We start from the raw sequence: 25,995 nt of genomic DNA, 5'->3' as shown, positions 1-25,995 counted from the left end.
CGTTCGCTTGCGCGAAACAGGCGGAAGGGAGCTCATCTCATCCCCCTATCTTATGCGGCCTCAAAACCGCTCGTATAGGCAGCTGCACAGAGACGTTGGCAGCGGCCGTTTGAAATTTGCCGAGGGGAAGGGTATGCTAAATGGCGGATGGCTGAGCGCCATTCCATAGCTCGATAATTGAAGGAGGGCGTACAATGAACTCTTTTCGCTTCCATAACCCGACGCAACTGATTTTCGGCCGAAACGCGGTCGATCAGCTCGGCTCCAACATAGCCGGTTACGGCAAGTCGGTGCTGCTCGTATACGGCGGAGGCAGCATCAAGCAGACCGGTCTGTACGACAAGGTGATGGCGCAGCTTCGCTCCGCCGGCATGGCCGTCCACGAGCTGGCCGGGATAGAGCCGAACCCGCGCTTGTCCACCGTTCATAAAGGCATCGAATTGTGCCGGCGGCACGGTGTCGAGTTCATTCTCGCGGTCGGCGGCGGCAGCGTTATCGATGCTGCCAAGGCAATCGCCGTCGGCGTACCGTACGAAGGGGATGTATGGGACTTTTGCATGCGCCGCGCCCGGATCGAGAAGGCGTTGCCGCTCGGCACCGTATTGACGCTGTCGGCAACAGGCTCGGAAATGAACGGCAACGCCGTCATTACGAACTGGGAGGAGAAACAAAAGCGCTCGTTCGGCTCGATTCACGCCTATCCGCAGTTCTCCATCCTCGCTCCGGAGCTTACGTTCACGGTGCCGGCGAACCAGACGGCGTACGGCAGCGTCGATATGATGTCGCACGTGTTCGAGCAATATTTCAGCAAAACGACCGGCACGCCGCTGCAGGAACGGCTTTGCGAGTCGATTTTGCAGACGGTTGTCGAAAACGCGCCGATTGCCGTGCGCGAGCCCGAAAACTACGATGCCCGCGCCAACTTGATGCTGTGCGGAACGTACGCCTTGAACGGCGGAATGATTTCCGTCGGCATGGAAAACGATTGGGCTTCGCATGCGATCGAGCACGAAATTAGCGCGATTTACGACATTGCGCACGGAGCCGGGCTCGCCATCGTGTTTCCGAACTGGATGAAATACGTGTATAAGGAGCGCATCGACCGTTTCGTCCAGTATGCCGAGCGCGTCTGGGCCATCGAGCGGGCCGGCCGCACGGACGATGAGATGGCGCTCGCCGGCATCGAGGCAACGCGCGCCTTCTTTACGAGCATCGGCGCTCCCGCCCGGCTCGCCGACGTCGGCATCGGTTCCGAATCGCTCGACCGGATGGCCGAAGAAGCTGTCCGCTTCGGGCCGATCGGCTCGTTCAAGAAGCTCGGCAAAGACGATGTACGCGCTATTCTCGAAATGTGCCTGTAACGGCGGAAAGTGCGAGGGCGCATAGCACAGGTTCGCCGAAACGGGGCGGCAGGCGGTGCGGCTTCGTTTGCGACAAGACGTGATGCCCTGGCTGAAGCCGGAGCGATTGGCGCGTGCTGTGAGAGCTGCATTAAAGGAATATAGTTCCGTTAATCGGTCAATTTCCCGATATTTCCCCAAAATAGCGGAAGCACGTTCCGTTATTTGCCTCGTTTGACCCGAAATTTCCGCATCTGACGCCATCGCGGTGCCGAATAACGGAACGGTATTCCGTTATTGCATGAATGTCGCGATCCATTGGCAGAATAACGGAACGATATTCCGCTATTGGGTGACTTGTCGCGATCCACTGGCCGAATAACGGAACGATATTCCGCTAAGCTTTTGCGAAAGGAGTTCGCGCACATGTTCGAGTCGATTTCCGATGGCGGGGACGAGGAGCGCTGCGGCGGCGCGGACTTGCAACCGGCTGCGGCCCGCACAATAGGCAAAATGCTGCTGACGGCCATGGCCGTCATCGCATTGGCGGCAACCGCCGCCTGTGCGCGGGCGCCCCAAACGCCCGGCGGAGCAGCGCCGCAGCCAGCGGAAAGCGCGCAGCCATACGGCGGAGCTGCGCCATCGCCAGGAGGGGGCGCGCAGCCGCCGACCCCGACCCCGCCCGGCACCGCTGTGCCGCAAAGCGGCTCCGCGTCGCCGGGGCCGGCGGCAACGCCTCCGCAGCAAGGCGCAGCGGCGCCCATGCCTGCGGCGGAAAGTGCCTCCGCCTACTTGTCAGCGGAAGCGCGGGCGGAGCTCGCCCGCAAATACGCGCAAGCCGTCCCTCGCGAGTGGGGCGAACGCGTCACGGGCGTCAAGCGCCGCCTCAAGACGGACGAGAAAGTCGTCGCACTCACGTTCGACGCCTACGGCGGCCCGCACGGAAGCGGCTACGACGCGAAGCTGATCGATTACCTCGTTCAGGAGAACGTTCCGGCGACGCTGTTCATCAACAGCCGCTGGCTCGCCGCGAATCCGGATACGTTCAAAGCACTGGCCGCAAATCCGCTGTTCGAAATCGAGAATCACGGTACGGCGCACAGGCCGTTGTCCGTAAACGGCAAGTCGGCATACGGCATTGCCGGTACCCGCTCGCCGCGCGAGGTGATCGACGAGGCGCTCGACAACGCGCTCCTCATCGAGAAGCTGACCGGCCGCAGGCCGAAGCTGTTCCGCACCGGAACGGCCTACTACGACGACGTCGCCGTACGCATTGTCGAGGACCTCGGTATGCAAGCGATCGGCTTCGACGTGCTCGGCGACGCAGGCGCCACGTTTTCCGCCAAGCAGATCGAGGCAGCGCTCGGTAAAGCAAAGCCGGGCTCCATCGTCATCGCACATATGAATCAGCCTTCCAAAGATACGGCCGCCGGCATGAAGCTGGCAATCCCCGAGCTGCGCCAAAAAGGGCTCCGCTTTGTAAAGCTCGGGGATTACGAGTTGGAATAGGGCATGCGAAAAAAGGAAGCCGTCCCCCTTCCCGGGAGGACGGCTTCCTTTTTCAAAAGCACCGGCCCTTACATCACAATGCTCAAAACAGCGAAGAAATGAAAGACCGAACCGCCAAGCACGAACAAATGCCATACCGCATGATGATATTTGAACCCCCGCCAGACGTAAAACACCGTGCCCACCGTGTACAGCACCCCGCCGACAAGCAAAAATACGAGTTCATCGGTCGAAGCATGAAGCAGAAGCGGCCGCCACGCGAACACAATGAGCCAGCCCATCGCAATGTACAGCAGCGTCGAAGTGAACAAAAACTTTTTGGTCAGGAACGCTTTGAACACGAGCCCGAGCGCCGCTGTGCCCCATACGACCCCGAACAGAACCCAGCCTGTTGCGCCGCGAATGACGGTGAGCAGCACCGGCGTATAGGTGCCGGCGATAAACAAATAAATGGACGAATGATCGAATATCTCGAACAAATCTTTCAGCTTCCCTTCGGGGAAGCTGTGAACGAGCGTGGACGCCAAGTAGAGCAGCAGCATCGTCGCGCCGAAAATCGTAAAGCTGACAACGTGCAGCGCGGTGCCATACAGGCTGGAGAAAATAATGAGCAGCACGAGAGCGGCGATGCTGAGCAGAGCGCCAAAGCCATGCGTGATCGCGTTCACCAGCTCTTCCTGCCGCGTATACGTATGCGTAGTAGCGATATGAATCCCTGCTTTCGTGATAGCCTTTCTTTTCATTGTAACGCAGTTTCCTGCCGCCGGCAAAAAAGTAAGGCTTGAATCAATTTTTTACCACAACGACATAGGAAATGCTTCAAAGACCCCGTGGCAAAGCCATGCATCAAATCTATGCGGACAAAAGGAGCTGCTCGTCCCCCGTCTAATGTCACAACGAACACAGGTAACGCTATTGAACACCAAATCGCGGGTTTACATTTTCTAACGAACTCAGCAAACTATATAGATCTGGTTTTCATACAGAATCGCTTTATCCTGATCGATTAAGGTTTCTCATGTTCGTTAGAGTCAAGAATACGCTAATTCTCGTGATTGCATAGCACAAAAAGCGTCCGGCGAGGGGTTGCCCCGATATCCGGATGCTTTTGCAGTACTGGGTTGCTCCGTTACAACCCCGTATTCGCGCGCACGACAATTTCCTCGAACTTCCTCGCGTCCGCCCGCTTCTTCGACAGCAGCGTGCCGACGACGGCGCCGATAAAGCCAAGCGGGATCGACACGATGCCCGGATTCGCCAGCTGGAACCACGGCTGCCCGGTGAGGATGGCCGCGCCCTCCTTCACGTTCCAGACGCTCGGGCTCGCCGCCACGAGCAGCAGCGCGCTGATCAGCCCGGCCAGCATGCCGGTCACCGCCCCGGCCGTGTTGAACCGCCGCCAAAAAACCGTGAACAAAATGACCGGCAAATTGGCGCTGGCCGCGATGGCAAACGCCACCGATACGAGAAACGCCACATTCAGCTTGCTGGCGGCGAACGCCAAAACGATGGACAGCACCGCAACGCCGACCGCCGCCCAGCGCGCTACGCTCATTTGCTCTTTCTCCGTCGTTTTGCCGCCGCGCACGATGTGGCTGTAGAAATCATGCGCAAACGCCGATGCGGCCGACAGAACAAGCCCCGTGACGACGGCGAGAATGGTGGCGAACGCGACGGCGGAAATAAAAGCGAAGAAGAAGTCGCCGCCCAGCGCTTTGGCGAGCAGCGGCGCAGCCATGTTGCCGCCTTTGTCCGCCGCCGTAATGGCGTCGTAGCCGACGAAGGCCGCCGCTCCGAAGCCGAGGAATACGGTCATGACATAAAAGATGCCGATCAGCCACGTGGCGTTTACGACCGAGCTGCGCGCCGTTTTGGCGTCGCGCACCGTGAAGAAGCGGATCAGAATATGCGGCAGGCCGGCTGTGCCGAGCACGAGCGCGAGGTTGAGCGACAGCGTGTCGAGCGGCACTTTGTACTTGTTGCCCGGGTTCAGAAACTTTTCCTTCAGCGGTGTTGCCGTTTTCATCTGCTCGAACATGTCGGAGATGCTGAAATGAAACTTCGACAACACGATAACGGACAAAATGAACGTCCCGCCCATCAGCAAAACCGCCTTGATGATTTGCACCCAGCTCGTCGCCCGCATCCCGCCCCACACGACGTATACGGTCATGAGCAGGCCGACGACAAGCACCGACAGCCAGTAGTCCCAGCCGAGCAGCAGCTTGATGAGGGAACCTGCGCCGACAAGCTGCGCTATCATATAGAAGGTAGAGATGACGACCGTATTGATCGCCGCGACGCCGCGCACCTTTTTGTCGTCGAAACGGGCGGCAATCATGTCGGCCATCGTATATTTGCCGAGGTTGCGCAGCGGCTCCGCCACGAGATACAGCACGACAAGATATGCGACGAGGAAACCGATGCTGTAAAAAAAGCCGTCGAACCCGGAAAGCGCAATCGTCCCGGCGATGCCGAGGAACGAGGCGGCAGACATGTAGTCGCCGGCGATAGCGAGCCCGTTCTGCCACCCGGTAAGGCCGCCGCCCGCCGTATAAAACTCATTCGCGGATTTCGTTTTGCGCGAAGCATAGTACGTAATGACGAGCGTCACAACCACGATGGCCAAAAACAACAGGAATGCGGAATTCATATGACAACCTCCGTATCGGATCAAATTGCGTTATCAACGAAGCCCTTGCTCGCGCTTTACCTCTTGAATGAGCGCGTCGAACTTGACGGCGCGGCGGGAATAGACGATGCAGAGCGCCCAAGTCATAATGAACTGCGCAAAGGCAAACAGCCACGCCCAGGAAACCGGGCCGAGTGCCGGAGCGTTAAGGAACGTCGTGTAAGACGTCAAAATCGGAAGCAGAAAATAGAAGGCAAAGAAAAAGACAGTCATCGGCACGAGAAACTTGCGCTTCTGTCTGAGCAGCTCCCGGAACTTGCCGGACTTTGCAATGTCCGTATAGTTAACGGCTTTTCTCTGCATACAATACCTCCGTCACATCAAATTAGTAAGCGCTTACAACTCTTTTTACTATGTATAGGTCATCCCGCTCAAAAAAGAACAGAAAAATTGGTTATTCGCGAAACAGCTGCAGCCAGCCGAGCGCCAGCTTGTAAATGCCGTAAATGGCCAAGTAGGCGGCTGACGCCTGCCACCACCGGTTCGACAAAAGCGGACGCAGGTCTTGTACCGGCATAACCCCACGGTCCAGTACGCTTACCACATAGGTGGCTGTTAGCACGGCGAACAAAAAGGCGCAGGCGAGCGCCGCCCCCTCGATCCAGCCGCGAAGCGCCGGAAATCCCCAGGAAGCCACGAGCATGAACGCCGGAGCCGCAGCCGCGCAAATCGCGATCCAAATTGCCACGAATTGTCACCTCTCCCCTCATCTTGCGCTTACAGCTTTGTTTTCATGCGAATTCGGCGCCAAAACGGCGGTTGCGTTGTACGCGCTTCTGTGGGAAGATAAGCGGAGAACGTCACGTATACGATACAGGAATAGGAGACTTCGCAAGCATCATGGCCAAATCTTTGTACCGACTCATGACCGAGCTGTCCTCGCGCAAGTGGGTGTCGCGCCTGACCGGCTCGCTCGCCAAATCGAGGCTGAGCCGCGGCTTCGTTCCCCGCTTTGCGGCAGCCTACAACATTCGCATCGAGGAAGCGGAAAAGCCGCTGCACGAATACGGATCGCTCAACGAATTTTTTACGCGCCGGCTGAAGCCCGGATTGCGCCCGATCGATCCGGACACAGAACAGCTCGTCAGTCCCGTCGACGCCCTGATCACGGGCATGGGTCCGATTCACGAAGGAGCCGTGCTAAACGTAAAAGGCCAGGATTATTCGGTCGAGGAGCTGCTCAACCATTCGCCGCGCGTCGTCAATTATAAGCATGGCTTCTGCTTCGTGCTGTATTTAAGTCCGACCGACTATCACCGCATCCACTCGCCGGCAACAGGCGACATTCTTGAAACGGAGCACGTGCCGGGCAAAGTGTATCCCGTGAATGAGTTCGGGCTTACGCATATGCGCCGCGTCCTATCCCGCAACGAGCGCCTCATTACGTTTTTGCGCGAAAAAGCCGGTGAAATTGCCGTCGTCAAAGTCGGAGCGCTGAACGTCAGCTCGATTCGCTACGTCGAGCCCCGCCCGCAGCGCGTCGAGCGCGGCGGCGAGCTCGCTTACTTCGAGTTCGGTTCGACCGTCGTACTGCTGACGGAGAACGGCATTTTCGAGCCGCGGCCGGATTTGCAGGTCGGCTCCCGCGTCAAAATGGGCGAAGCGCTGGGCCGCCTGATTAGACATGAGAAAAACTGATAGCGTAGCGTAATAACTTGGAAGAGGAGCGGCCGCGTTAAGCGGAAGTTTTTCAGGCTGCCCGAGAAAGAAAGGCTGCCTGAAGTTCTTATCGCCGATCGTAAAGTTCATATAGTAAATAAAAAAATCGCTCGGCTAAGCTTCTCAGGCCGGCGTTCATCGGAGAGGAGAAGATCGTTATGACCCCGCCATCCGGTTCGGCTGCCGCGGCCGGCGTGCCGTCACGGCCGCTTCCTTCCGGCAGCATGAAACAGACGGTGTATCGCATTTTGCTGTCGATCAGCCTTGTGCATTTGCTGAACGACTCGATTCAATCGGTGATTCCCGCGATTTTCCCGATTTTGAAAAACTCGATGCACCTGTCCTACACGCAGATCGGCTGGATTTCGTTCGCCATCAACTTTACCGCTTCCATAATGCAGCCTGTCGTCGGCATGTACACGGACCGCAAGCCTTCGCCCTACATGCTGCCGCTCGGCATGGCGTCGACGCTGCTCGGCATGCTGTCGCTCGCCTTCGCGCCGAACTATTGGACGGTGCTGCTGTCGGTCGTGTTCGTCGGACTCGGCTCGGCAGCGTTCCATCCCGAAGGCTCGCGGGTGGCCAGAATGGCTGCCGGTCCGCGCCGAGGACTGGCCCAATCCATCTTCCAGGTCGGAGGCAACTTCGGGCAATCGCTCGCCCCGATATTCACGAAGCTGATCTTCATTCCGCTCGGGCAGTTCGGCGCCATCTGGTTCACAGCCGTAGCGGGGCTGGCGATTATGGTGCAAATGTATATCGCTTCCTGGTACAAAGGAATTCTTGCCGTTACGGAACGGACCGTCAAAAGCGCTGACGCCCGCTCGATCGATCCGGAACGCAGCAGCAAAGTCCGCTTCGCCATTATCGTGCTCATTTTGCTCGTGTTTTGCCGGTCGTGGTACGGCGCTGCAATCGGAAGCTATTATCAATTTTATTTGCAGCACCATTACGGCATCTCGCTCGAGCGCGCGCAGGACTTCATCTTCCTGTTCGCCGTCGCCGGAGCGGTCAGCACGTTTTTCGGCGGCGCCCTGGCCGACCGTTTCGGCCGCAAAAACGTGATCTGGTTCTCGATGCTCGGCTCGGCGCCGCTGGCCATCCTGCTGCCGTTCGTCAGCCTCGGCTGGGCGTACGTGCTGCTCGTCCTGATCGGCGTCATCATTTTGTCAAGCTTTAGCGTCACCGTCGTTTATGCGCAGGAGTTATTTCCCGGGAAAGTGGGGACGGTATCGGGTCTTATCGTCGGCCTCGCATTCGGTCTTGGCGGTGTCGGCGCGCTGGCGCTCGGCAACCTGATCGACAAGTTCGGCCTGGATACGATTATGATCGTCTGCGGTTTCTTGCCGCTGCTCGGCGTGCTGACGTTCCTGCTTCCGTCCGACAAAAAGATCCGCGAGTGGACGAAAGAAGCGTAAGCCGTCCGGAAACAAAAAAAGCCTGAAGGATCAGCGAGCGCTCGCTGTCTTTCAGGCTTTTTCCGCTGCGCGGATTCGCAGATCGCCTCATCGAGCTGACCTAAGTTTGCCGTTGACCAGAACGTATGTTTCTGTTATGATGTGGATACACTTTCCTGCCGGACGTTTACCAAAGTCGTCCGTAGCAGCGGCTCATGAGGAGGACGAGCGATGTCAACGCCAATCAACCCGCTGCAAGTTCGGCTGGAGCCTTGGTCCGAAGCCGACCTGGGCTTGCTGCGCCTTCTCAACTCTCCCGAAATGACCGAACATCTCGGCGGTCCGGAAACCGAGGAGCAGATTAAAGCTCGCCACAAACGGTACCTTGAGACCGGCGCCATGTTAGCGATCGTAATAGGCCCGAATCGCGATACTGCCGGCAGTATCGGCTATTGGAGCAAAGTCTGGCAAGGGGAAGACGTGTACGAGATCGGCTGGGGCATCCTGCCGCCCTATCAAGGCAGAGGCTTGGCAACCCAAGCCGCCACCGCCGCTATCGCCTTAGCGCGCGCGGAGCGGAAACACCGGTATATCCATGCTTTCCCTTCCGTTGACAATCCGGCGTCCAACGCGGTATGCCGGAAGCTCGGCTTTGCGCTTGCCGGGGAGTGCGATTTCGAATATCCGCCCGGGAGCACGATGCGATGCAACGACTGGAAGCTGGATCTCGAAGCGCTGTCCAGCCCCGGCTGAACGTTTCGTTACAGAACGCCCTGCCAAATTCCCGCTTTTTCCGCGGTCGATTTCATCCTTCGCTTGCTTTCATAAAGAATGCGCTCTTCGTCAAGCGTCAATACTTCCCGATTTCTCATCACCAGTTTGCCGTCAATAATGACGTCTTCGACATCTTTGCTAGTCACCGATTCTACGATCATGTTGATCAGGCTATGGGCGGGAGAAATGTGCGGCTGGTCGATATTAATCAAGATCAGGTCCGCTTTTTTCCCCTCTTCCACCGTTCCGATTTCCCGCTCCAGCAGCAATGCTTTCGCGCTGCCCATCGTGGCCATTTTAACCAGCTCTTTGGCGGGCAGCACGACCGGATCGAATACCGGGAGCCCCCAGAACACGTGAATGCCCGAGCGGAACACCCTCATTTCGTCGAACAGGCTTAAATTGGAAGAGGACGCGCCATCGCTGCCCAGACCGACGTTCATTCCCATGCGCAGCATTTGCGGCGTCTTGGGAATGCCGTGGCTGTTGAAATTGACGCGCGGGCAATGCACGATGTTCACGTTCCGTTCTTTTAACAGCGCCAATTCGGCCTCGGAGTAGACGACGTTGTGAGCCGTCAGCAGGTTCGGCCCTAAAGCGCCGAGGGAATCCAAATATTCGGCAGGCCTTTTTTTGTACGTTTCCAGGCAGTACCGTACCTCGTCGCGGTGCTCCGCCAAATGGGCGTGCAACCCCGTGTTGTATTGCCGGGCCTTTTCCGCGGCAGCCTGGATCAGTTCGGGCGAACAGGACATCACCTGCCTGATTCCGAACCAAATGTGAATTCGTCCGTCTCCCGCACCGTGGTACGTCTTGTACAGCCACTCGTTGTTATCGATAATCTCTTGCGCACTTTGCTTCATCGAATTCGGAAGAAAATCCCCGATATCGATCGCCGAGCGCGTGATGGCGGCCCTCATGCCGGATTCGACGGCGGCTTCTACCGTTCGCTGCATATGCACGCCGCCGGCGTCGGCGAACGCCGTCGTTCCGGATTTGATCATTTCCAGACAGCTCATTTGCGCGCTGACCCGAACGTCCTCCTCGTCGAGATTCCCTTCAAAAGGAACGAGAATGCGCGACCAGATCATCGGCAGTTCGTCCATCGTCCTCCCCTTCAGAAGCTGCTGGCAAGTATGCGTATGCGCATCGACCAATCCGGGCATACACAGCTTTCCTTTGCCATCCAGCGTATGCTCAGGCTCATATTTGGCTTTCAGCTCTTCATATGTGCCGATTTCGACGATTCGCGAACGATGAACTATAATTGTGCGGTGTTCCGCTATCTCGAAATCAGGGGTCATCATGGCGGCGTCTTTAATTAACATATCGCATTTCATGAGCAGGTTTCCCTCCATATTTCCGTCTTGTCCTCTATATAAGAACACCGTTCTCCATACCGATCAAAAAAAATGTTGCCTTTAATGTTGCCTTTATAGCGGCGGTTACGTTCCGGGCACTCGTCGCTGCCGCCTCGCGTCATCGGCAAACGGCATCGCGTTCCCTTAAAGGCTCTTACATCACAAATACAACGCGCTAAATGACATGCGCAAAGAAGCTCTTCATAAAACGGTCGGCGTCGACTTGTACGCATACGAGCGTCGTCGGCTCCGCGGCCCGGTATAAATCTTCCGTCGTTCTTCCGAGAGCGTTGTCTTCCAAGTCGACCTTGACGTTCATCGGCACCGTTTGCACGAGATCGGGATAGACCGCCACGCCGACCGCAAGCGGATCGTGCAGCGCACAGCCTTTCAAATAAGGGTGAAGCTTGCTGTACGCATCCAAGTAAAATTCGGTAAAGCGGGCGAAAAATGCGCTCGCCGGCGTCCCCTTTTGCTTCCACTTCGCAACGTCGGCTTGCGTGAGCAGCGTTTTTCTCGTTACGTCCAGCCCTACCAGCGTGATCGGTAAGCCCGATTCCAGAACGAGGCCGGCCGCTTCCGGATCGATGATGATGTTCGCTTCGGCAAATTTGGTGACGTTGCCCGGCGTCATGACGGCTCCGCCCATAATGACCACTTTGCCGACCATGCCGACGATTTCCGGCGCTTTCGTAATCGCGGCGGCCAAATTCGTCAGCGGGGCGGTGGCTACGATCGTGAGCTCCTTTTGGTGCTTGCGAATCTGGCAGATGAGATAATCCACCGCGTGCTCGGACGAAGCAGCGGGTGCTTCCACCGGCCCTAACGTTTCGCCAAGGCCGTCGTTGCCATGAATTTTGCCGCTGTATTCTCTTGAGCGCTTCAACGGTTTTTCCGAACCTCTGTACACGGGAATATGAGCTGCACCCAACGCTTCGAGAACTTTGCGCGAATTGCGATACGAATAATCGACCGGCGCCATGCCGTAAGTCGTCGTCACGCCCAGCAGCTCGACCGCCGGCAAAGAGACGGCGTAAGCGATAGCCAAAGCGTCATCGATTCCCGTATCGACATCCAAAATCATTTTTACCATGTTCTCTCCTCCTTGCTTATGCCATCCGTTCGTTATGCGTTCTATTCCATAGCCGGTGCGCTCTCTTTTTTTTCGCCGCTCTTCCTTGCCGTAGAAAACGGCATACAGCACCATGCCCGCTACCAGCATCAACGAGAACAGCAAGCAGGTGTTGCTGTAGAGGTGGACATGCTTCAGCCCATGAGGTACGGGCAGAAGCGTAAAGTTCAGCGTGTCCTGCGAAATTAGAATGGCGACCAAGGCGACGAACAACGAAAGTACGATTTTGGTGATCAAGTTATAAACGCCCATGCTGACGCCGACTTTATCGTCGGGCAGAAGCCCCGTAAACGAAGTGTAGAAGCCGGAGTAAATAATGGTGTAGCCGATGCCGAACAGAGCGAGCGCAATCCACATCCATACGATATTCATCCCTAAGCATATCGCAAACATCAGCATCCCGGCCAGCACGATGGCGGATCCGGCATAAAACGCCTGCTGCTTCCCTATCCAATTCGTGATTTTCCCGGCCAGCATCCCGGAAATAAAAGCCCCGAAGTTCGCGGGAATAAACATCAGCCCGATCACTTCAATGCCTGCCGAATACACGTCGCGAATGAAGAACGGGAAAATAAAGAAAAACGCCGATTGCACGGAATAGATCAAAATCGAGACGAGCAGCAGCGGCTTGTACGTTCGAATTCGGAAAACGGACAAGTCCAATATCGGGCCCGTGCGTTTCTTGGAATAATAGATAAAGAATAGAAGAATTGCGATTCCAACGAGTCCGATCGCCATATTCTTTTTCGTGACCGCCAATATGAGCACGGTCGAGAGCGCTGTCAAAATGATGGCGCCGACGACGTCGAGCTTTCCCTTTTTCCCGGCATCGTTCGGAAGGTACTTGAAAAATACCGGCAGCGTAATGAGGATGACGAGCGGGAGCAAAAACGAGAACGTCCAGGACAAATATTTGGCGACATAACCTCCAATAATGTGCCCGATCCCCGCGGATAACTGGTACATGGCCGTACCGTAGCCGAGGTACATAGGCTGCCGCTCTTTCGGAACATATCTCCGTACCAGCACGATAAAGCAGCCCGGTATGACGGCCGCGCCTATGCATTGAACGGCTCTGGCCACAACGACCAGCACAAACGAAGATTGAACGGCGAAGCGAGCAGGGAACCGGCCGCAAACGCAATGACGCCGAACAGGAACAGCTTGCGGAAAGACAGGCTATCGGACAGCGCCGCATAAACGGCTCCGCCTACTCCCAAAATAACTCCGCCGATCGTAACGACCCAGCTGACGGTCCCGGGGCTGATCGCGAAATCGTCGGCAATTTTCGGGGTGACGAGCGAAAACACGTTTTCATTGAACACTTGCATGAACAGCAAAAAGATGACCCAGGGCATGGCGATTAAAACGAGCTTGGCATTTCGGCGGTCTTGCTCCAATTGATCGTGGTGATCCATCTTCGTTCACTCCCCCAAATAATTTTACGAGCGCTGCAACTGTTCCCGACCTTTGCCGGCATAACCGGCGTAAGCAAATGGCAATGGATCACCTCCTTATCCGAGTATAGCCAAGAAACCGCTATCATCATTTCGGATTGAACACGACGTTTTTTGTCCCTATATGCGGAACATCGTTCTTATATGGGTTTAAAAAAATTTGTTATCTCGCTCCGAGTCTTTTGGATATATGGTCCGCCGCGGCTTGGCACTGCCGCAATAAGCTATCCGCAATAGGGCTCATGCGAAACTCCAATCCGGAAATGGACAAGCCCGCCACAACGTCTCCTTCATGATTTCGGATCGGCACCGCGATTCCCATGCCCCCGAGCGAAAAATCGTTGGCGGAAATACAGTACCCCTGCTCTCGTATGTCCTTCAATTGCCGCAAAAGCTCGTCCGGATCGCTGATTGTATAGTCCGTGAATTTGGGCAAGCCGCCGGAGATGATTTGATTGATTTTGTCCTGCGGCAAATAGGCGAGCAATATTTTGGTCGTAGCGCCCGCATGCAGCGGAACCCGTTTGCCCAGCGGCGAAGTGTACCGCACGCTCTGCGAGCTTTCCACCTTCTCGATGCAGATGCCTTCCAGACCGTCGACAATCATCAGCATGACCGTCTCTTTCGTGCTTTCGCACAGCTCTTCCATGATCGGCCTTGAAAGCGTTCGCAAATTCAGCTGATTGCCGGCAACGACGCCTAATTCAAACACTTTGATCCCCAGCGTGTATTTCTGGGTTAGCGGATGCTGGACGACGAATCCCCGGTGCTCCAGAGTAACGAGCATGCGGTGAACGACGCTTTTGTACAAGCCCAGGTATTCGCTTAGCTCGGTTACCCCCCATTCGGGCTTTTCGATCGTGAAGCATTCGAGCATTCTCAGCATGCGATCCCCGGTTTCGAGGATTGCCGTTTTTTTAACGTTGGATGCCATCTATTCTATACCTCACGTCCTCGAAATAAGAACAACGTTCTTGTTATATGAATTTTCCTTCATTATAGGTTTATTAAGCAGGGAAATCAATATGTTTTCTGCTTCCATGCTGCAAAATGGCGCGGAAACCGTGTGCCGGGTTTCCGCGCCATTTTTGCCTAAACTTCGCCGTGCCCTTTATCGCCTCTGCGACCGCGGCGGGCGACGCCGGAGTCGATAGCCGCCTGGATGACGGCCTCGCGCACCAGCTCTACGACGTTATGATTGAACACGCTCGGGATAATGTAGTATTCGTTCAGCTCGTCTTCCCTGACGACGGAAGCGATCGCTTTGGCCGCTGCCAGCTTCATCGCCTCGTTAATCCGGCTCGCCCGGCAGTCGAGCGCCCCACGGAAAATGCCGGGGAAGCACAGCACGTTGTTGATCTGGTTCGGATAGTCGGAGCGGCCCGTCGCCATGACGCGCACGTACGGCTCGGCTTCCTCCGGCGTAATTTCCGGCGTCGGATTCGCCATCGCGAACACGATCGGGTCTGCCGCCATCCGCTTCACGTCTTCTACGGACAACACCTTCGGGCCGGACAGCCCGATGAATACGTCGGCCCCCTCGATGACGTCGGACAGCTTGCCGCGCAGGCCGTGCGGGTTCGTATGCTCCGCGTACCATTGCCATGCTTCGTTGGCGTACGTTTCGCCGCGCACGATAGCGCCGGCGCGGTCGACGCCGACGATGTTCGTCACGCCGGCGGCGAGCAGCATTTTCGTGCAGGCGATGCCGGCTGCCCCGATGCCGCACACGACGACTTTGCAGTCCTCCAGCCGTTTACGCACAACTTTGACGGCGTTCAATAGCCCCGCCAGCAGGACGACGGCGGTGCCGTGCTGATCGTCGTGGAAGACCGGAATATCGAGCTCCTCGATAAGCCGCTGCTCAATCTCGAAGCAGCGCGGCGAAGAAATGTCCTCCAGATTGATGCCCCCAAAAGCGGGCGCGATCGCTTTCACCGTGCGGATAATTTCCTCCGTGTCCTGCGTGTCGAGACAGATCGGGAACGCATCGACGCCGGCCATTTGCTTGAACAGCATCGCTTTGCCTTCCATCACCGGCATCGCCGCCTCCGGCCCGATGTTGCCGAGGCCGAGCACGGCCGTCCCGTCGGAGACGACGGCGACCGTGTTGCGCTTGATCGTCAGCTGATACGCTTTGGACGGATCGTCGTGAATGGCCATGCATACCCGGGCGACGCCGGGCGTATAGACGCGCGACAGATCGTCGCGGTTTTTGATCGGCATTTTCGGATTCATCTCGATTTTGCCGCCAAGGTGTACGAGGAAAGTCTGATCTGAAACGTTGATGACCTTCACGCCGGGCAAGCTTCGCAGCTTGTCCACAATGGCGTCCGTCATTCCCGAGTCGCTGACGTGTACCGTAATATCGCGGATCGTTGTCGTCTTGGTGGCGCCGCTCACGTCGATCGCGACGATGTCGCCGCCCCGGTCGCCGATCGCCGTGGCGATTTGGCCGAACGTGACAAGCTCCTTGTGCATTTCCAAACGTAAAATAACGCTCGTGCTGGCTCCGGTATTCCCCGCCATCGATATCACTCCAAATAAATATGTGTAAGTTGCGGAACCGCCGCTGCCTCACATGGCAGCGCGCTTTCGCAGGCGAAAGCGTCCCCTCTCATCATAGCGGTTCCGGCGGCGGAGAGCAAGCGGCGGAAATCGTCATATCTGTGAATTGCGCGATTATTTATCGCTTGAGAACGAAACGAGGAACAAAGTGTCAAAAAATAGGCGCGAATACCTATCCCGAAACAAAACCGGTGCATTTTTTTATCGCCACAGTGACGTGCATTGGCGAAGATGGTATAATATCTCGAAAGCAAATTTGCGGAAGGTGGCACTCCTGTATGAACCCTCTGGCCAGGCAGCTCAACGAAACGCTGGAACGCGAAAACAAACACGTATACGAGATGCTGTCCAAGCTCGGCAAAGACATCTATTTCCCGAAAGAAGGCATTTTGAGCCAATCCGCCGAAGCGAAAAACAAAGCGACCAAATATAATGCCACGATCGGCATCGCTACCGAGAACGGCAAGCCGATGCATCTGGCTTCGATACAAAACACGCTTTCGGCTTACGCGCCGAAAGATTTGTACCCGTATGCCCCGCCGGAAGGCAAGCCGGAGCTGCGCGCCGCATGGCGCAGCAAAATGCTCGAGGAGAACCCGTCGCTGCGGGGCAAATCGTTCGGCAACCCGATCGTGACGAACGCGCTGACGCACGGCCTCAGCATTGCCGCCGATCTGTTCGTGGGCCAAGGCGACAGCGTCATCATCCCCGATAAGAACTGGGAAAACTATGAGCTGACGTTCGGCATCCGCCGCGGCGCGGAGCTGGTGTATTACCCGCTCTACAACGAGCAGGGCACATTCAACGCGGCCGGCTTGCGCGACGCCATTTTGGCGCAGCGGAGCAAAGGCAAGGCGTTCGTCGTGCTCAACTTCCCGAACAACCCGACCGGCTACACCCCGAACGCTCAGGAAGGCCGCGAGATCGTCGCCGCTGTTCAAGCTGGCGCTGAAGCCGGCATCAACGTTGTCGTCGTCACCGACGACGCCTATTTCGGCTTGTTCTTCGAAGATTCGTTGCACGAATCGTTGTTCGGCCAGCTGGCGGGCCTGCATCCGCGCATTCTCGCGATCAAGGTCGACGGCGCGACCAAGGAAGAGTACGTCTGGGGCTTCCGCGTCGCTTCATTACTTACGCCGGCGAAAGCGCCGCTCTTCTCGCCGCTCTCGAGCAAAAAACGATGGGCATCATCCGCGCCACCGTATCCAGCTGCTCGCATCCGTCGCAAACGTTCGTGCTGCACGCGCTCCAGTCGCCGGACTTCGCCGCCGAGAAGCAGGAAAAGTTCAGCATTATGAAAAGCCGCGCGAACCGCGTCAAGGACATACTCGACAGCGGACGCTATGACGACGCCTGGGACTACTACCCGTTCAACTCCGGCTACTTTATGTGCCTGAAGCTCAAGACGGTCGACGCCGAGGCGCTGCGCACCCACATCCTTGACAAATACGGCGTCGGCACCATCGCGCTGGGCGAAACCGACTTGCGCGTAGCGTTCTCCTGCACGGAAGAAAGCAGTATCGACGACTTGTTCGCGATCATCTATCAAGGCGTGAAAGACCTGGAGAAAGTCGCCAGCCCGGCGAAATAAAGAACCGCACGCGAGCGAACAAGGCTCCTATCCCTCGTATGAACGAGGATAGGAGCCTTTTTTGCCTGCTGGCGAAACGAGCTTTGCAGCGTAAAACTTGAAGGGCCTCCATCTCCGAAATTATTGGGCTCCCGATCCAAGCATTTTCACTATTTACAAACCGACAGTCTATTTTTATAATGAAAGCATACACCTTTATGCGAGCTGCGGCGAAATCCAAGGAGGAATTATTGTTGAAAAACGCGGACCGCAGAAAACAAACGACCCGGCAATTGCTCGATGCGGCCAAAGAACTGTTGCAGGAAAAAAGCTGCCACGCTATCACGATGAAGGACATTACGGAAAGATCGAAACTGTCCAAAGGAGCTATTTTTCATTATGTGAGGAGCAAGGACGAAATTTTCGCTTGGGTGCTGCAGGAGCAGCTGGAAGAGATGAACGATCAATTCATGAACGAGGTGAACCGGCCGCAAAAAAGCTTCGAAGGCCCGATGCAAACCATCGCCGACAACCTTCAAACATTGGGAGATGCGCATAACGTCACCAACAAGGTTCTCGTCTATTTGCTGGGCAAGGAGGACGAACCGGGAGTCGCCGAAGTGCTCCGGCACTTTTATGAGCGGGCCGTCCAATTTTCCAGGCAGTGGATATCGATCGGCCAGAGGCACGGGGTTATTCGGGAATCGGTAGATCCGGACAAAACGGCCGAGATGTTCGTTTTGCTATCGCTCGGTCTCAGGGTCCGCTCCTCCCTTCAAATCGGCGCATCGCTCTTCACAGCGCAAGATTTGGCTTCATTCATGTCCGGCATGTTGAAAAAAACATAGATGTCAAACGAAAGGAAGATGGTGTTTATGAATTTTTGGCTGCTGCTGCACGTGATCGGCGTCGTGTTGTTTGTCGGAAACATCATTACGGCTGCGTTTTGGAAAGTGCGCGCGGATGCGCAAAAGAATGCTGCAATCATTCACCATGCCGCAAAGAACGTCATGTATGCCGACTATGCGTTCACGCTCCCGGGACTTGTATGTATCGTCATTTCGGGAATCGCCATGGCCGTCCAAGCGAATATATCCATGCGAGGGTTAAACTGGCTTTCGCTGTCGCTAATCTTGTTTGCGGTCACCGGCATAGTCTGGCTGGCCATCCTCATTCCGCTGCAGCGCGCCATGATCCGCCATAGCGCCGCTTGCATCGAGTCGGGAGCTATATCCGGCGCCTACTCCCGAGCATCCCGCTTATGGGCTGTATTCGGCACGGTCGGAACTTTGCTGCCTCTGCTTATTCTATATTTCATGACTACGAAAAGCTTCTAAATCTCATGGGACTCGGCATGGCACATTCATCCGCAGCTTGCTGCAGGCCGGGTTTCTTGCAGCTGCCCTAACGGCCCGTTACTTCCGATTCATGCCAAAAAGGGACATTCATCGCAGCTGCGACGGATGTCCCTTTCCGGTCATTCTAACCTTTTTCTTCTATATCATCTATCGATTATTGCACAACAATCGTTGTGACCAGATTATCTTTGCCTTGCAGCTGTACGGCATGGCCGTTTGTCAGCAGTTGGGCGTTGCCGACGATTTTCACGTCATCAGAAACGTTGTACGTATTCGTCGTCGTCGTGCCATTCACCGTCTGCTGGATAACGATTTGCGAGATGCTGCCGTTGTTGTTGACGTTGTAGTAGCTCAGCGTGCCGTCGGCGGTGAACGTCTGCTGGTTGTCGGTGCGCTGCAGCACTTCGACGTAAACGACGACGCCGTTTACGGTGCGAACGCGCACTTCGTCGCCGACTTGCAGCGCGCTCGGAGTTACCTGTGCGCCGCCGCGGAATACGAACGTGTTCGGATTCAGCGTGTAGGTGAGCGTCTGGCCGTTGTTCGTCAGCGTCAGCGTGTTGTTATACACAGCGGCAGAGACAGTGCCTGTAGCCGCATCGTTGTTGCTGTCCGGCAGCTGGTTGCCGGTGCGGTCGAGCAGTGCCGCGATTTGGGCGCGGGTTACCGGCTCGTTCGGACGGAACGTATTGTCTTCGAAGCCGTTGACGAGACCGCGCTCGACGGCGACGGCGATATAGCCTACGGAGCCCGCCGGGATTTTGTCCGCATCTTTGAACGTCAGCTTCGTGTTCATTTTGGCCTGAGCCTCGCTGTCGAGGTTGAGCGCCTTCACGAGCAGCGTCGTCGCCCACAGGCGGTCCGCCGGCTTGTTCGGCTGCACGGCAGTATCGCTCTCGGCGAACAGGTTATGCTCGGCCGCAACGGCGACATAGCCGACTGCCCATGCCGGTACGTCTTTCGCGTCTTTGAAGTTCAGCTGCGTTTGCATTTCGGCGGCGGATTCCGCTTGGTCGCGCAGCCCCATAAGGCGAACTGCGGCGGTAATCGCCTCGATGCGCGTCACTTTGTTGTAAGGCTTGAACGTACCGTCTTCGTAGCCTTCGAACACTTGCTTGGAAGCGAGGCTTGCAATGTAGCGCATCGCCCAGCTCACGTCGGCGGACTTCAGATCGTCGAACGAAAGCTTGATTTGAATTTCGCCTTTAGTATGGCCGTAAGCTTTGCCCGGAGGGAATTTGTCCCACTTATTGTCGTCGCGGTCTTTCGCGAACGCGGCAGTGCCGCTTCCTAACATGATTGCCAGTGCCAAGCTCGTTGCTGCAACTTTTTTCATCATCATTGGTTTCATCCTCTTCTCTCTCCTCTTAGTCATGTGGTGTTATGTAATGAAGGGGACCTCGCGAGTGACCCGGTTATGATATAGCCATTCGCCCTCGCGGATTGCTTTTGGGGGGTAGCGAAATATTTGCTCTTTTGGTTTTGTAAAGCGTTCCCTGGACATGATAGACTATGGATAACAGCACTACATATATAAAGGAGCCCGCCCATGCGCCCGACCGCTACATTTGCAAGAAGTTTGGCCGCCATCGTTTTCAGCATCGTCATGACGGCTTGTTCGTCTGCCGGAGCAGGCAAAGCGCCAAGCGGCGACGAGGCGCTCACGAGCCAGGCGAAGCCTGTCCGGACGGCGGAGCATGTCGACGGCCAGCAGCCTGCCGCGCCTCAACTTAGTGTTAACGAAGAAGCGAAGCTGCCGCAGGAGCAAGCCGACGTCGTGCTGATCGGAAGCGAGCTCGAGGGCTTGTATTTGGCCCGGGCGGCGGCGGACGAAGGGCTGACGGTACGCATTCTGGACCCGCGCGCGGCCTTCGGCGGACAAGTGCTGCAAGGAGAAATGCTGTTTCTCGACGCGACGACCGACGGGCACGGCAAATCGCTTGTGCAAGGCCGCGTCAAAGAGCTGTTCGACGGCTTCCAGAGCGGGAAAATCCGCAAGCTGGCAGAGTTCAAACAGTACTTCGACAAGCTGGTCAAAGGGATTCCGGTCGAATCCGGCATCCGCATCCAGCAGATCGATGCCGCCAAACAGCCGGACGGCAGCGAGCATATCGCCGATATCGTCTATACGGACGGCGGCGGCAAACAGCGCCGGATCACTGCGCGCACATGGGTTGACAACAGCGACTTCGCGGCGCTCGCGAGCCGGCTGAACGTCAAGCGGCTGCCCGGACTGGAATCGTTCTACGGCCAATCGCGGGTTGAATATATGAGCTCCGGCTACATGATGAAGTTCAAGAACGTCGATTGGAAAACGTGGATGAACACCGTAAACGCAATGAAGCCGGACGAAAAGAAAAAGAAATTCGGCACCGCGTACATTACGGACAATTACGCGCTTGTGTTCGACGCCGTCACCAAAGCGTACAAGCCGACGAACGACCGCCTGTTTTTGCGCGGCCTGAACGCAGTCAACCAGCGCGACGGGGAAGTGCTCATCAACGCGCTGCTGGTGTTCGACGTCAATCCTGCCGACGACGCCTCGGTCGCTTCCGCCATGGAGCTCGGCAATAAGGAAATGCCTTACATTTTGGACCATTTCCGCAAAACGTTGCCCGGCTGGGAGCATGCCGAACTGAACGGCTTCCCCGCTTATCCATACATTCGCGAATACAACCATTACGAAACCGAATATACGCTGCAAGTGTCCGACCTGCTTTCCGGGCGCATGTTCCCGGACAATGTCAGCATCGGCGGCTACCCGCTCGACTTGCAAGGCATCACGAGCAACAAGTGGGGGATCGAAATGGGCCGCCCCGACAAATACGGCATGCCGCTGCGCAGCTCCTGCTGAAAGGCTACGACAACGTCGTGCTTGCCGGCAAAAATGTAGGCTCCTCCGCGCTCGCCTTCGGCAGCGCCCGCATTCAGCCGAACACGAGCGCGGCGGCGGAATCGATCGGCGTTCTGCTCGGCGAGCTGCGCGGTACAGGCTATAAGCTGACGAACGTGCCACCGCAGGAAATGGCACGCGTCCAGCAGCTGCTGGCGACCAAGCATCACCTGAAGGTGACCGGCATAACGGGCGAAAACAAGCTGGCCGGCTGGACCGCCGACGAGCTGCGCAAGCTGGACAGCGGCGAGATCAACTTTACGACTTATAAGCACAAATAAAGGCAACGCCCTCGATCGGAGCCGTTTGAGCGGATCGGGGGCGTTTTTCGTCTGAGGGATGACGTATTAGCGAAGCAGAAAAACCCATAACAGAAACAAAGCCAGCGCAATGACGACCACCATCGCAGCCGCCTTCAACCATTTGTACAGGAACGTTGCCGTCTTATAGTACGAGCTTTGAAACGACTCTTCCCGCCGAATCCAATGTCTAAGCGCCGCAAGCGGGAACGCGATGAGCGGGACGAGCACCCATGCAAGCTTCGGAAGCAATAGGTGCAGCAGCACGTGAGTGCCGATGAATTCGAGCGATTTATACAGGGTTTCCATACATCCACCTTTTTTGTGATCGTCCTTCTTTACATATCGGCCAAGATTAGGCTATGTATGAATGCCTGAATGCATATGAAAAACCTGCACGATCCGTGGATCGCGCAGGTTTTTTGCTTGTAAACACTTATACTGTCGCTTATAATGACGATAATCACTTATATTTACTTACAAAAGCTTATTTATAGGCGGTGAAACCGGCGCAATGTATCAAGAAGAACGTTGGATTGCCATATTGGACTATTTGCAGCAGCACGGCCGGATTAGCGCGGACGACATTTGCGAGCTGTTTCAGGTGTCGCGGGATACGGCGCGGCGCGACCTCGTCAAGCTGGAGGAGGACAAAAAAATCGTCCGGACGCGCGGCGGCGCCATCCTGCCGACCTTGACGAAAGAAGTGCCCCGCTATGCCGAGCGGCTGCAAGCCGAAACCGGCAGCAAGCAGGAAATCGGCAGGCTGGCGGCAACGCTTATCCAGGACGGCGATTACTTGTTCATGGACTCGTCGACAACGGTGCGCTGGGCGGCAGAGTATATGTGCAGCAAACGCAACGTCGTCGTAACGAACTCGGTCGATGTAGCGATTACGCTCGGCGATAAGGCCGACGTGTCGGTGCATTTGCTCGGCGGCATTTTTCATGGCGACCAGCATACCGTCTACGGGGCCCGTACCGTCGCGATGCTGGCCGATTATCAAGTCGACCGGCTGTTCGTCGGCACGTGCGGCATTACCGTCGACGGGCTCACTTCGCCTTATGAGGAAGAAGGCTATATGACCCGGGAAATGATGCGCCGCGCCGATCAAGTCGTCGTGCTGGCCGATCATTCCAAATTCGGCAAACGGCTGTTTCACCGCTTCGCTTCGCTGGCCGACATCGATATCGTCGTTACGGACCGGATGCCGGAGCCGCAGCTGCTCGAAGCGCTGCACCATCACCAAGTGGAACTGATGCTGACGGAATCGCAAGGAGGACAACAAAAATGATCAAACTGATCGTTAGCGATTTGGACGGAACGCTTCTCGACCATGAAAAGAACGTGCAGCCGCGGGAACGGGATTTGCTGCACCGTGCGGCCGAGCAAGGCATCGCGCTTTGTCTGGCGTCAGGGCGGCTGTACGAGGAAATGGCGCATGTCGCCCGCATGATCGGCTTGGAGCCTTACATCATCTCGATCAACGGCGCATATGTGTATGGCGCAGGAGAACGGCTGCTGTATCAGGCGGCGTTCGAGCAACTGCTGGCCGGGGAAGTGCTGGCCGCGGCGCGCGGCTTCGACGTCGGCGTGCTGGCTTGTACGGGAAATACGAATTTGGCGCCGGAGGAAAACGACATTGTGCGGCACGTGAACCGCCGGCTGCTGAAACCGATGACCGTGCGGCCGGACTTGGCCGAAGCTATTCGTGACGATCACGTCCGTTTGTGCAAGTTTTCGTTCTTCGGCGACATGCCGGAGCTGAAACGGCTGCAGGCGCACGTCGAGAGCACGCTGGGAGGCCGCGTCACGACGTACGTGACGGATGTCGACTGCATGGATGTGATGCCTCTCGGGGTAACGAAAGGAGCCGGACTTGCGATGCTGCTTCGCGAGCTTGGGCTGCGCGGGGACGAAGCGCTGTGCATCGGCGACTCGTTCAACGACATCTCGATGTTTGAGGTAACGCCGCACAGCTTCGCCATGGCGGGGAGCGACCCGCTTGTGCGCCAGGCGGCCGCGCATGAAGCGGCCCGCGTCGCAGATGCTGTGGAATGGGCGCTCAGGCAAAGCGAGGGGGCCCGGCGATGAAACGGCTGCTGTGGATCGGTTGTCTCGCCTATTTGCTCACCGGTTTCACGCACGTTATTCTCGGCGCCGTGCTGCCCGAGCTGCTGCAGCATTACCGAGGCACGTACAGCGACGGCGGGCGCATCGTTTTCGTCGAGTTTGCCGGATTTTTGTGCGGGGTGCTGCTCGTTCCGCGGCTGGCCGGGGTTTTTAGTCGGCGTAGGGTACTGCTTTTCGCTGCGGCTTTACTCGGGGTCGCGGAGACGTGCTTGGCCTTGCTGCCTCCATGGGGCATAGCGATGGCGCTGGCCGGAGTCGCAGGCTTCGGCTTCGGGCTTACCGAAGCGGGTATCGGCACGTTCGTGCTTATCGCGGCCAAGGAGAAGCAGGCGGTGGCGATGAGCCGGTTGGAAGTGTTTTTCGGGCTCGGGGCTTTGGTTATGCCGTTCGTGTCCAGTTTTCTCATATCGCAAGGACTGTGGAGTTGGCGTCTTGGAGAGATTGGCGTAACTACGCTTCCGTTACTTGTAACTTGAGACCGAAACGCTTAATACCGGGATTGCACTTCGCTCGACCCGTTAGGATAGGGGGCGGGGTGATGAGCGTTAACGGTACTGCGTTCCGTTAACCGGATATTTCCCGGATATTGCCCAAAATTAGCGGAATAGTGTTCCGTTAAGCTAAGAAATATGCGGGTTTTCGCGCAAAATGGGGCACTTTTGGAGGGATTAGCGGAACCACGTTCCGTTAACTTGTGCTCGATCCGCCTTACAGGCTGGGTTAGCGGAACTACGTTCCGTTAACCTCCTTGCGGTCGAATCGCTTTACCGACGCGCGTAGCGGCCCTGTTATTACTCGCGGGAGAACCGTGACCGGCCGGTGCAAACGAATCGCTTATCCCCGCTAGCGCAACGAACGGCTAAATATGCCGGCACAACGAAACGACATCCCGCTTGCTAAGAGTTCCTGCAATGAATGTGACTTGTGAAGATCTGGTAAGCATTGGCACGGAGGCAAAATGTGAGCGACGTTTGGCGTACTGCTATCCGTAGGCCGGGTACCACATTCAGAGCAAGTCTTACATTGATTTTAACTAATGTAAAGCAATCAATTGTCGTCCAGTCTGACAAGCGGCGTGTATGGCCCGTATGGAGAAGTGACAAATTCGCAACGGACAACGGAGCCGTTATTTTTGTCCAAACGGCACATTTTCAAATGTAACGGACTGACGCGACGTTAATTCGCAGTAAACGGTTTAAATCAGCGGTTTGAGCATCATATAACTGCATTTGGGTCCGTAAAAACGTCAAACGGAAGCAAGCAGATGAAATAACGTCTCCTGAGTCCGTCCCTTGCACCACCGCTTCATGATCAGGTAACGTGGTCCTGTGAACGAACGCCGTTTATGGAACGATCTACTTTCTGCAACCACTCGATACGCTATTCCGCTGCGACGGTGTCGCTCGGCACCGCGGCTCGCCTATCGGCATGAGCCACACCGTGCGTGCCGCCGCCGGCTGCGAACGATGCTGCCACAAGCAGCGCTAGCATGAGCGCCATCGCTGCGGCGAAGCTCCAGACAGCGGAGGCGGCGCCGAAAACATCCATTGTTCGGCCGACGAGCAGCGGCAGCAGCGAGCCGCCAAGGCCGCCAGAGGCGATGAGCAGTGACGTCGTACGCTCGGTATGCTCCGCTGGCAGCAGCCGGTTCGCATAAATAAGCGCCACGGCGAACATGCCTGCCATCAGCAGCCCGGAAGCAAGCACGAGCGCGAAAGCGCCAACGAGGCCGCTTGTGAAGGCAAGCGCTATAACTCCGCTGGCAGCAGCCGGTTCGCATAAATAAGCGCCACGGCGAACATGCCTGCCATCAGCAGCCCGGAAGCAAGCACGAGCGCGAAAGCGCCAACGAG

At 56.6% G+C, this 25,995-nt stretch carries 23 protein-coding genes and 2 pseudogenes; 13 read left to right on the top strand and 12 right to left on the bottom strand.

All coding sequences use genetic code 11. From position 1 onward, the window contains the following. The first annotated feature begins 194 nt into the window (after positions 1 to 194). Positions 195 to 1,361 (top strand): iron-containing alcohol dehydrogenase, encoded by a 1,167-nt coding sequence (locus tag SD70_RS24440; protein ID WP_041050541.1) that lies wholly within the window; start codon positions 195 to 197, stop codon positions 1,359 to 1,361. Between the two features lie 405 nt (positions 1,362 to 1,766). Continuing rightward, entirely contained in the window at positions 1,767 to 2,849 is a 1,083-nt protein-coding gene (locus SD70_RS33905) for a polysaccharide deacetylase family protein (protein ID WP_052487839.1), read from the top strand. Positions 2,850 to 2,917: 68 nt separating this feature from the next. On the opposite strand, the gene trhA is transcribed toward SD70_RS33905, so the two are convergent. The 4 genes from trhA to SD70_RS24415 all read right to left on the bottom strand — a co-directional run bounded on the left by trhA (position 2,918) and on the right by SD70_RS24415 (position 6,229). Next, complete coding sequence (gene trhA / locus SD70_RS24430; protein ID WP_041050564.1) at positions 2,918 to 3,556, bottom strand: PAQR family membrane homeostasis protein TrhA; 639 nt, start codon at positions 3,554 to 3,556, stop codon at positions 2,918 to 2,920. Between the two features lie 422 nt (positions 3,557 to 3,978). Further along, the gene (locus SD70_RS24425) at positions 3,979 to 5,502 is read right to left on the bottom strand and encodes a solute symporter family protein (protein WP_041050540.1); all 1,524 of its coding nucleotides are present in this window, start codon (positions 5,500 to 5,502) and stop codon (positions 3,979 to 3,981) included. 33 nt (positions 5,503 to 5,535) lie between these two features. After that, positions 5,536 to 5,844: a DUF485 domain-containing protein gene (locus SD70_RS24420; protein ID WP_041050539.1), complete on the bottom strand. Its 309-nt coding sequence runs from the start codon at positions 5,842 to 5,844 to the stop codon at positions 5,536 to 5,538. Between the two features lie 91 nt (positions 5,845 to 5,935). After that, entirely contained in the window at positions 5,936 to 6,229 is a 294-nt protein-coding gene (locus tag SD70_RS24415) for a hypothetical protein (RefSeq protein WP_041050538.1), read from the bottom strand. A gap of 152 nt (positions 6,230 to 6,381) precedes the next feature. On the opposite strand from SD70_RS24415, the gene asd reads away from it, so the two are divergent. From asd to SD70_RS24400, 3 genes are all read left to right on the top strand, one after another. Next, positions 6,382 to 7,179, top strand: a complete 798-nt coding sequence (gene asd, locus SD70_RS24410; protein ID WP_041050536.1) for an archaetidylserine decarboxylase — start codon at positions 6,382 to 6,384, stop codon at positions 7,177 to 7,179. A 179-nt stretch (positions 7,180 to 7,358) separates the two neighbouring features. Then, complete coding sequence (locus tag SD70_RS24405; protein ID WP_041050534.1) at positions 7,359 to 8,618, top strand: MFS transporter; 1,260 nt, start codon at positions 7,359 to 7,361, stop codon at positions 8,616 to 8,618. Positions 8,619 to 8,828: 210 nt separating this feature from the next. Next, a complete protein-coding gene (locus SD70_RS24400) occupies positions 8,829 to 9,350 on the top strand; it encodes a GNAT family N-acetyltransferase (protein ID WP_041050532.1) in 522 nt (173 codons plus the stop codon). Between the two features lie 8 nt (positions 9,351 to 9,358). Here the strand turns inward: SD70_RS24400 and SD70_RS24395 are convergent, their stop codons facing one another. The 5 genes and pseudogenes from SD70_RS24395 to SD70_RS24375 form a co-directional block, all read right to left on the bottom strand. Beyond that, on the bottom strand, positions 9,359 to 10,711 hold the full coding sequence (locus SD70_RS24395; RefSeq protein WP_041050531.1) for an amidohydrolase family protein: 1,353 nt from the start codon (positions 10,709 to 10,711) through the stop codon (positions 9,359 to 9,361). Between the two features lie 196 nt (positions 10,712 to 10,907). Then, on the bottom strand, positions 10,908 to 11,816 hold the full coding sequence (locus SD70_RS38555; RefSeq protein WP_231571498.1) for a nucleoside hydrolase: 909 nt from the start codon (positions 11,814 to 11,816) through the stop codon (positions 10,908 to 10,910). Positions 11,817 to 12,143: 327 nt separating this feature from the next. Further along, a pseudogene (locus SD70_RS38550) lies at positions 12,144 to 13,195 on the bottom strand (MFS transporter); the annotation flags it as partial. A 289-nt stretch (positions 13,196 to 13,484) separates the two neighbouring features. Further along, entirely contained in the window at positions 13,485 to 14,255 is a 771-nt protein-coding gene (locus tag SD70_RS24380) for an IclR family transcriptional regulator (protein WP_052487838.1), read from the bottom strand. Positions 14,256 to 14,413: 158 nt separating this feature from the next. After that, complete coding sequence (locus SD70_RS24375) at positions 14,414 to 15,850, bottom strand: NAD-dependent malic enzyme (protein ID WP_041050527.1); 1,437 nt, start codon at positions 15,848 to 15,850, stop codon at positions 14,414 to 14,416. 317 nt (positions 15,851 to 16,167) lie between these two features. Here SD70_RS24375 and SD70_RS24370 point away from each other — a divergent pair. From SD70_RS24370 to SD70_RS24360, 3 genes and pseudogenes are all read left to right on the top strand, one after another. Next, positions 16,168 to 17,480 (top strand): annotated as a pseudogene (locus SD70_RS24370) (aminotransferase class I/II-fold pyridoxal phosphate-dependent enzyme). A 233-nt stretch (positions 17,481 to 17,713) separates the two neighbouring features. Then, positions 17,714 to 18,307 carry a TetR/AcrR family transcriptional regulator gene (locus SD70_RS24365; protein WP_041050525.1) on the top strand — a complete coding sequence of 198 codons (594 nt, stop codon included), beginning with the start codon at positions 17,714 to 17,716 and terminating at the stop codon, positions 18,305 to 18,307. 27 nt (positions 18,308 to 18,334) lie between these two features. Continuing rightward, entirely contained in the window at positions 18,335 to 18,796 is a 462-nt protein-coding gene (locus SD70_RS24360; protein ID WP_041050524.1) for a DUF2269 family protein, read from the top strand. A gap of 175 nt (positions 18,797 to 18,971) precedes the next feature. Here SD70_RS24360 and SD70_RS24355 read toward each other — a convergent pair whose 3' ends face one another. Continuing rightward, positions 18,972 to 20,168: an S-layer homology domain-containing protein gene (locus SD70_RS24355; protein WP_041050522.1), complete on the bottom strand. Its 1,197-nt coding sequence runs from the start codon at positions 20,166 to 20,168 to the stop codon at positions 18,972 to 18,974. A 198-nt stretch (positions 20,169 to 20,366) separates the two neighbouring features. Here SD70_RS24355 and SD70_RS24350 point away from each other — a divergent pair, with 198 nt between their 5' ends. Both SD70_RS24350 and SD70_RS38545 read left to right on the top strand, forming a co-directional pair. Further along, positions 20,367 to 21,671 (top strand): FAD-dependent oxidoreductase, encoded by a 1,305-nt coding sequence (locus SD70_RS24350; RefSeq protein WP_052487837.1) that lies wholly within the window; start codon positions 20,367 to 20,369, stop codon positions 21,669 to 21,671. Further along, entirely contained in the window at positions 21,611 to 21,991 is a 381-nt protein-coding gene (locus SD70_RS38545) for an FAD-dependent oxidoreductase (RefSeq protein WP_231571497.1), read from the top strand. The genes SD70_RS24350 and SD70_RS38545 overlap by 61 nt, the downstream gene beginning before the upstream one ends. Before the next feature lie 66 nt (positions 21,992 to 22,057). On the opposite strand, the gene SD70_RS24345 is transcribed toward SD70_RS38545, so the two are convergent. Beyond that, complete coding sequence (locus SD70_RS24345) at positions 22,058 to 22,318, bottom strand: hypothetical protein (RefSeq protein ID WP_041050519.1); 261 nt, start codon at positions 22,316 to 22,318, stop codon at positions 22,058 to 22,060. A gap of 205 nt (positions 22,319 to 22,523) precedes the next feature. On the opposite strand from SD70_RS24345, the gene SD70_RS24340 reads away from it, so the two are divergent. The 3 genes from SD70_RS24340 to SD70_RS24330 are packed head-to-tail and all read left to right on the top strand — an operon-like array spanning position 22,524 to position 24,618. Further along, positions 22,524 to 23,303, top strand: coding sequence for a DeoR/GlpR family DNA-binding transcription regulator (locus SD70_RS24340; protein WP_041050517.1), 780 nt, complete (start codon positions 22,524 to 22,526; stop codon positions 23,301 to 23,303). Then, positions 23,300 to 24,103, top strand: a complete 804-nt coding sequence (locus tag SD70_RS24335) for a Cof-type HAD-IIB family hydrolase (protein WP_041050516.1) — start codon at positions 23,300 to 23,302, stop codon at positions 24,101 to 24,103. The genes SD70_RS24340 and SD70_RS24335 overlap by 4 nt, the downstream gene beginning before the upstream one ends. Then, a complete protein-coding gene (locus SD70_RS24330; protein ID WP_052487835.1) occupies positions 24,100 to 24,618 on the top strand; it encodes an MFS transporter in 519 nt (172 codons plus the stop codon). The genes SD70_RS24335 and SD70_RS24330 overlap by 4 nt, the downstream gene beginning before the upstream one ends. Positions 24,619 to 25,522: 904 nt before the next feature. On the opposite strand, the gene SD70_RS24325 is transcribed toward SD70_RS24330, so the two are convergent. Beyond that, entirely contained in the window at positions 25,523 to 25,849 is a 327-nt protein-coding gene (locus tag SD70_RS24325; RefSeq protein WP_041050514.1) for a hypothetical protein, read from the bottom strand. Positions 25,850 to 25,995 lie beyond the last annotated feature (146 nt).

Origin of the sequence: Gordoniibacillus kamchatkensis, assembly GCF_000829455.1 — a bacterium.
In the GTDB taxonomy this organism is placed as follows: Bacteria; Bacillota; Bacilli; order Paenibacillales; family NBRC-103111; genus Gordoniibacillus; species Gordoniibacillus kamchatkensis.
Note: the sequence above shows the minus strand (reverse complement) of the source record. Positions and strands in the feature narration are given on the sequence as shown.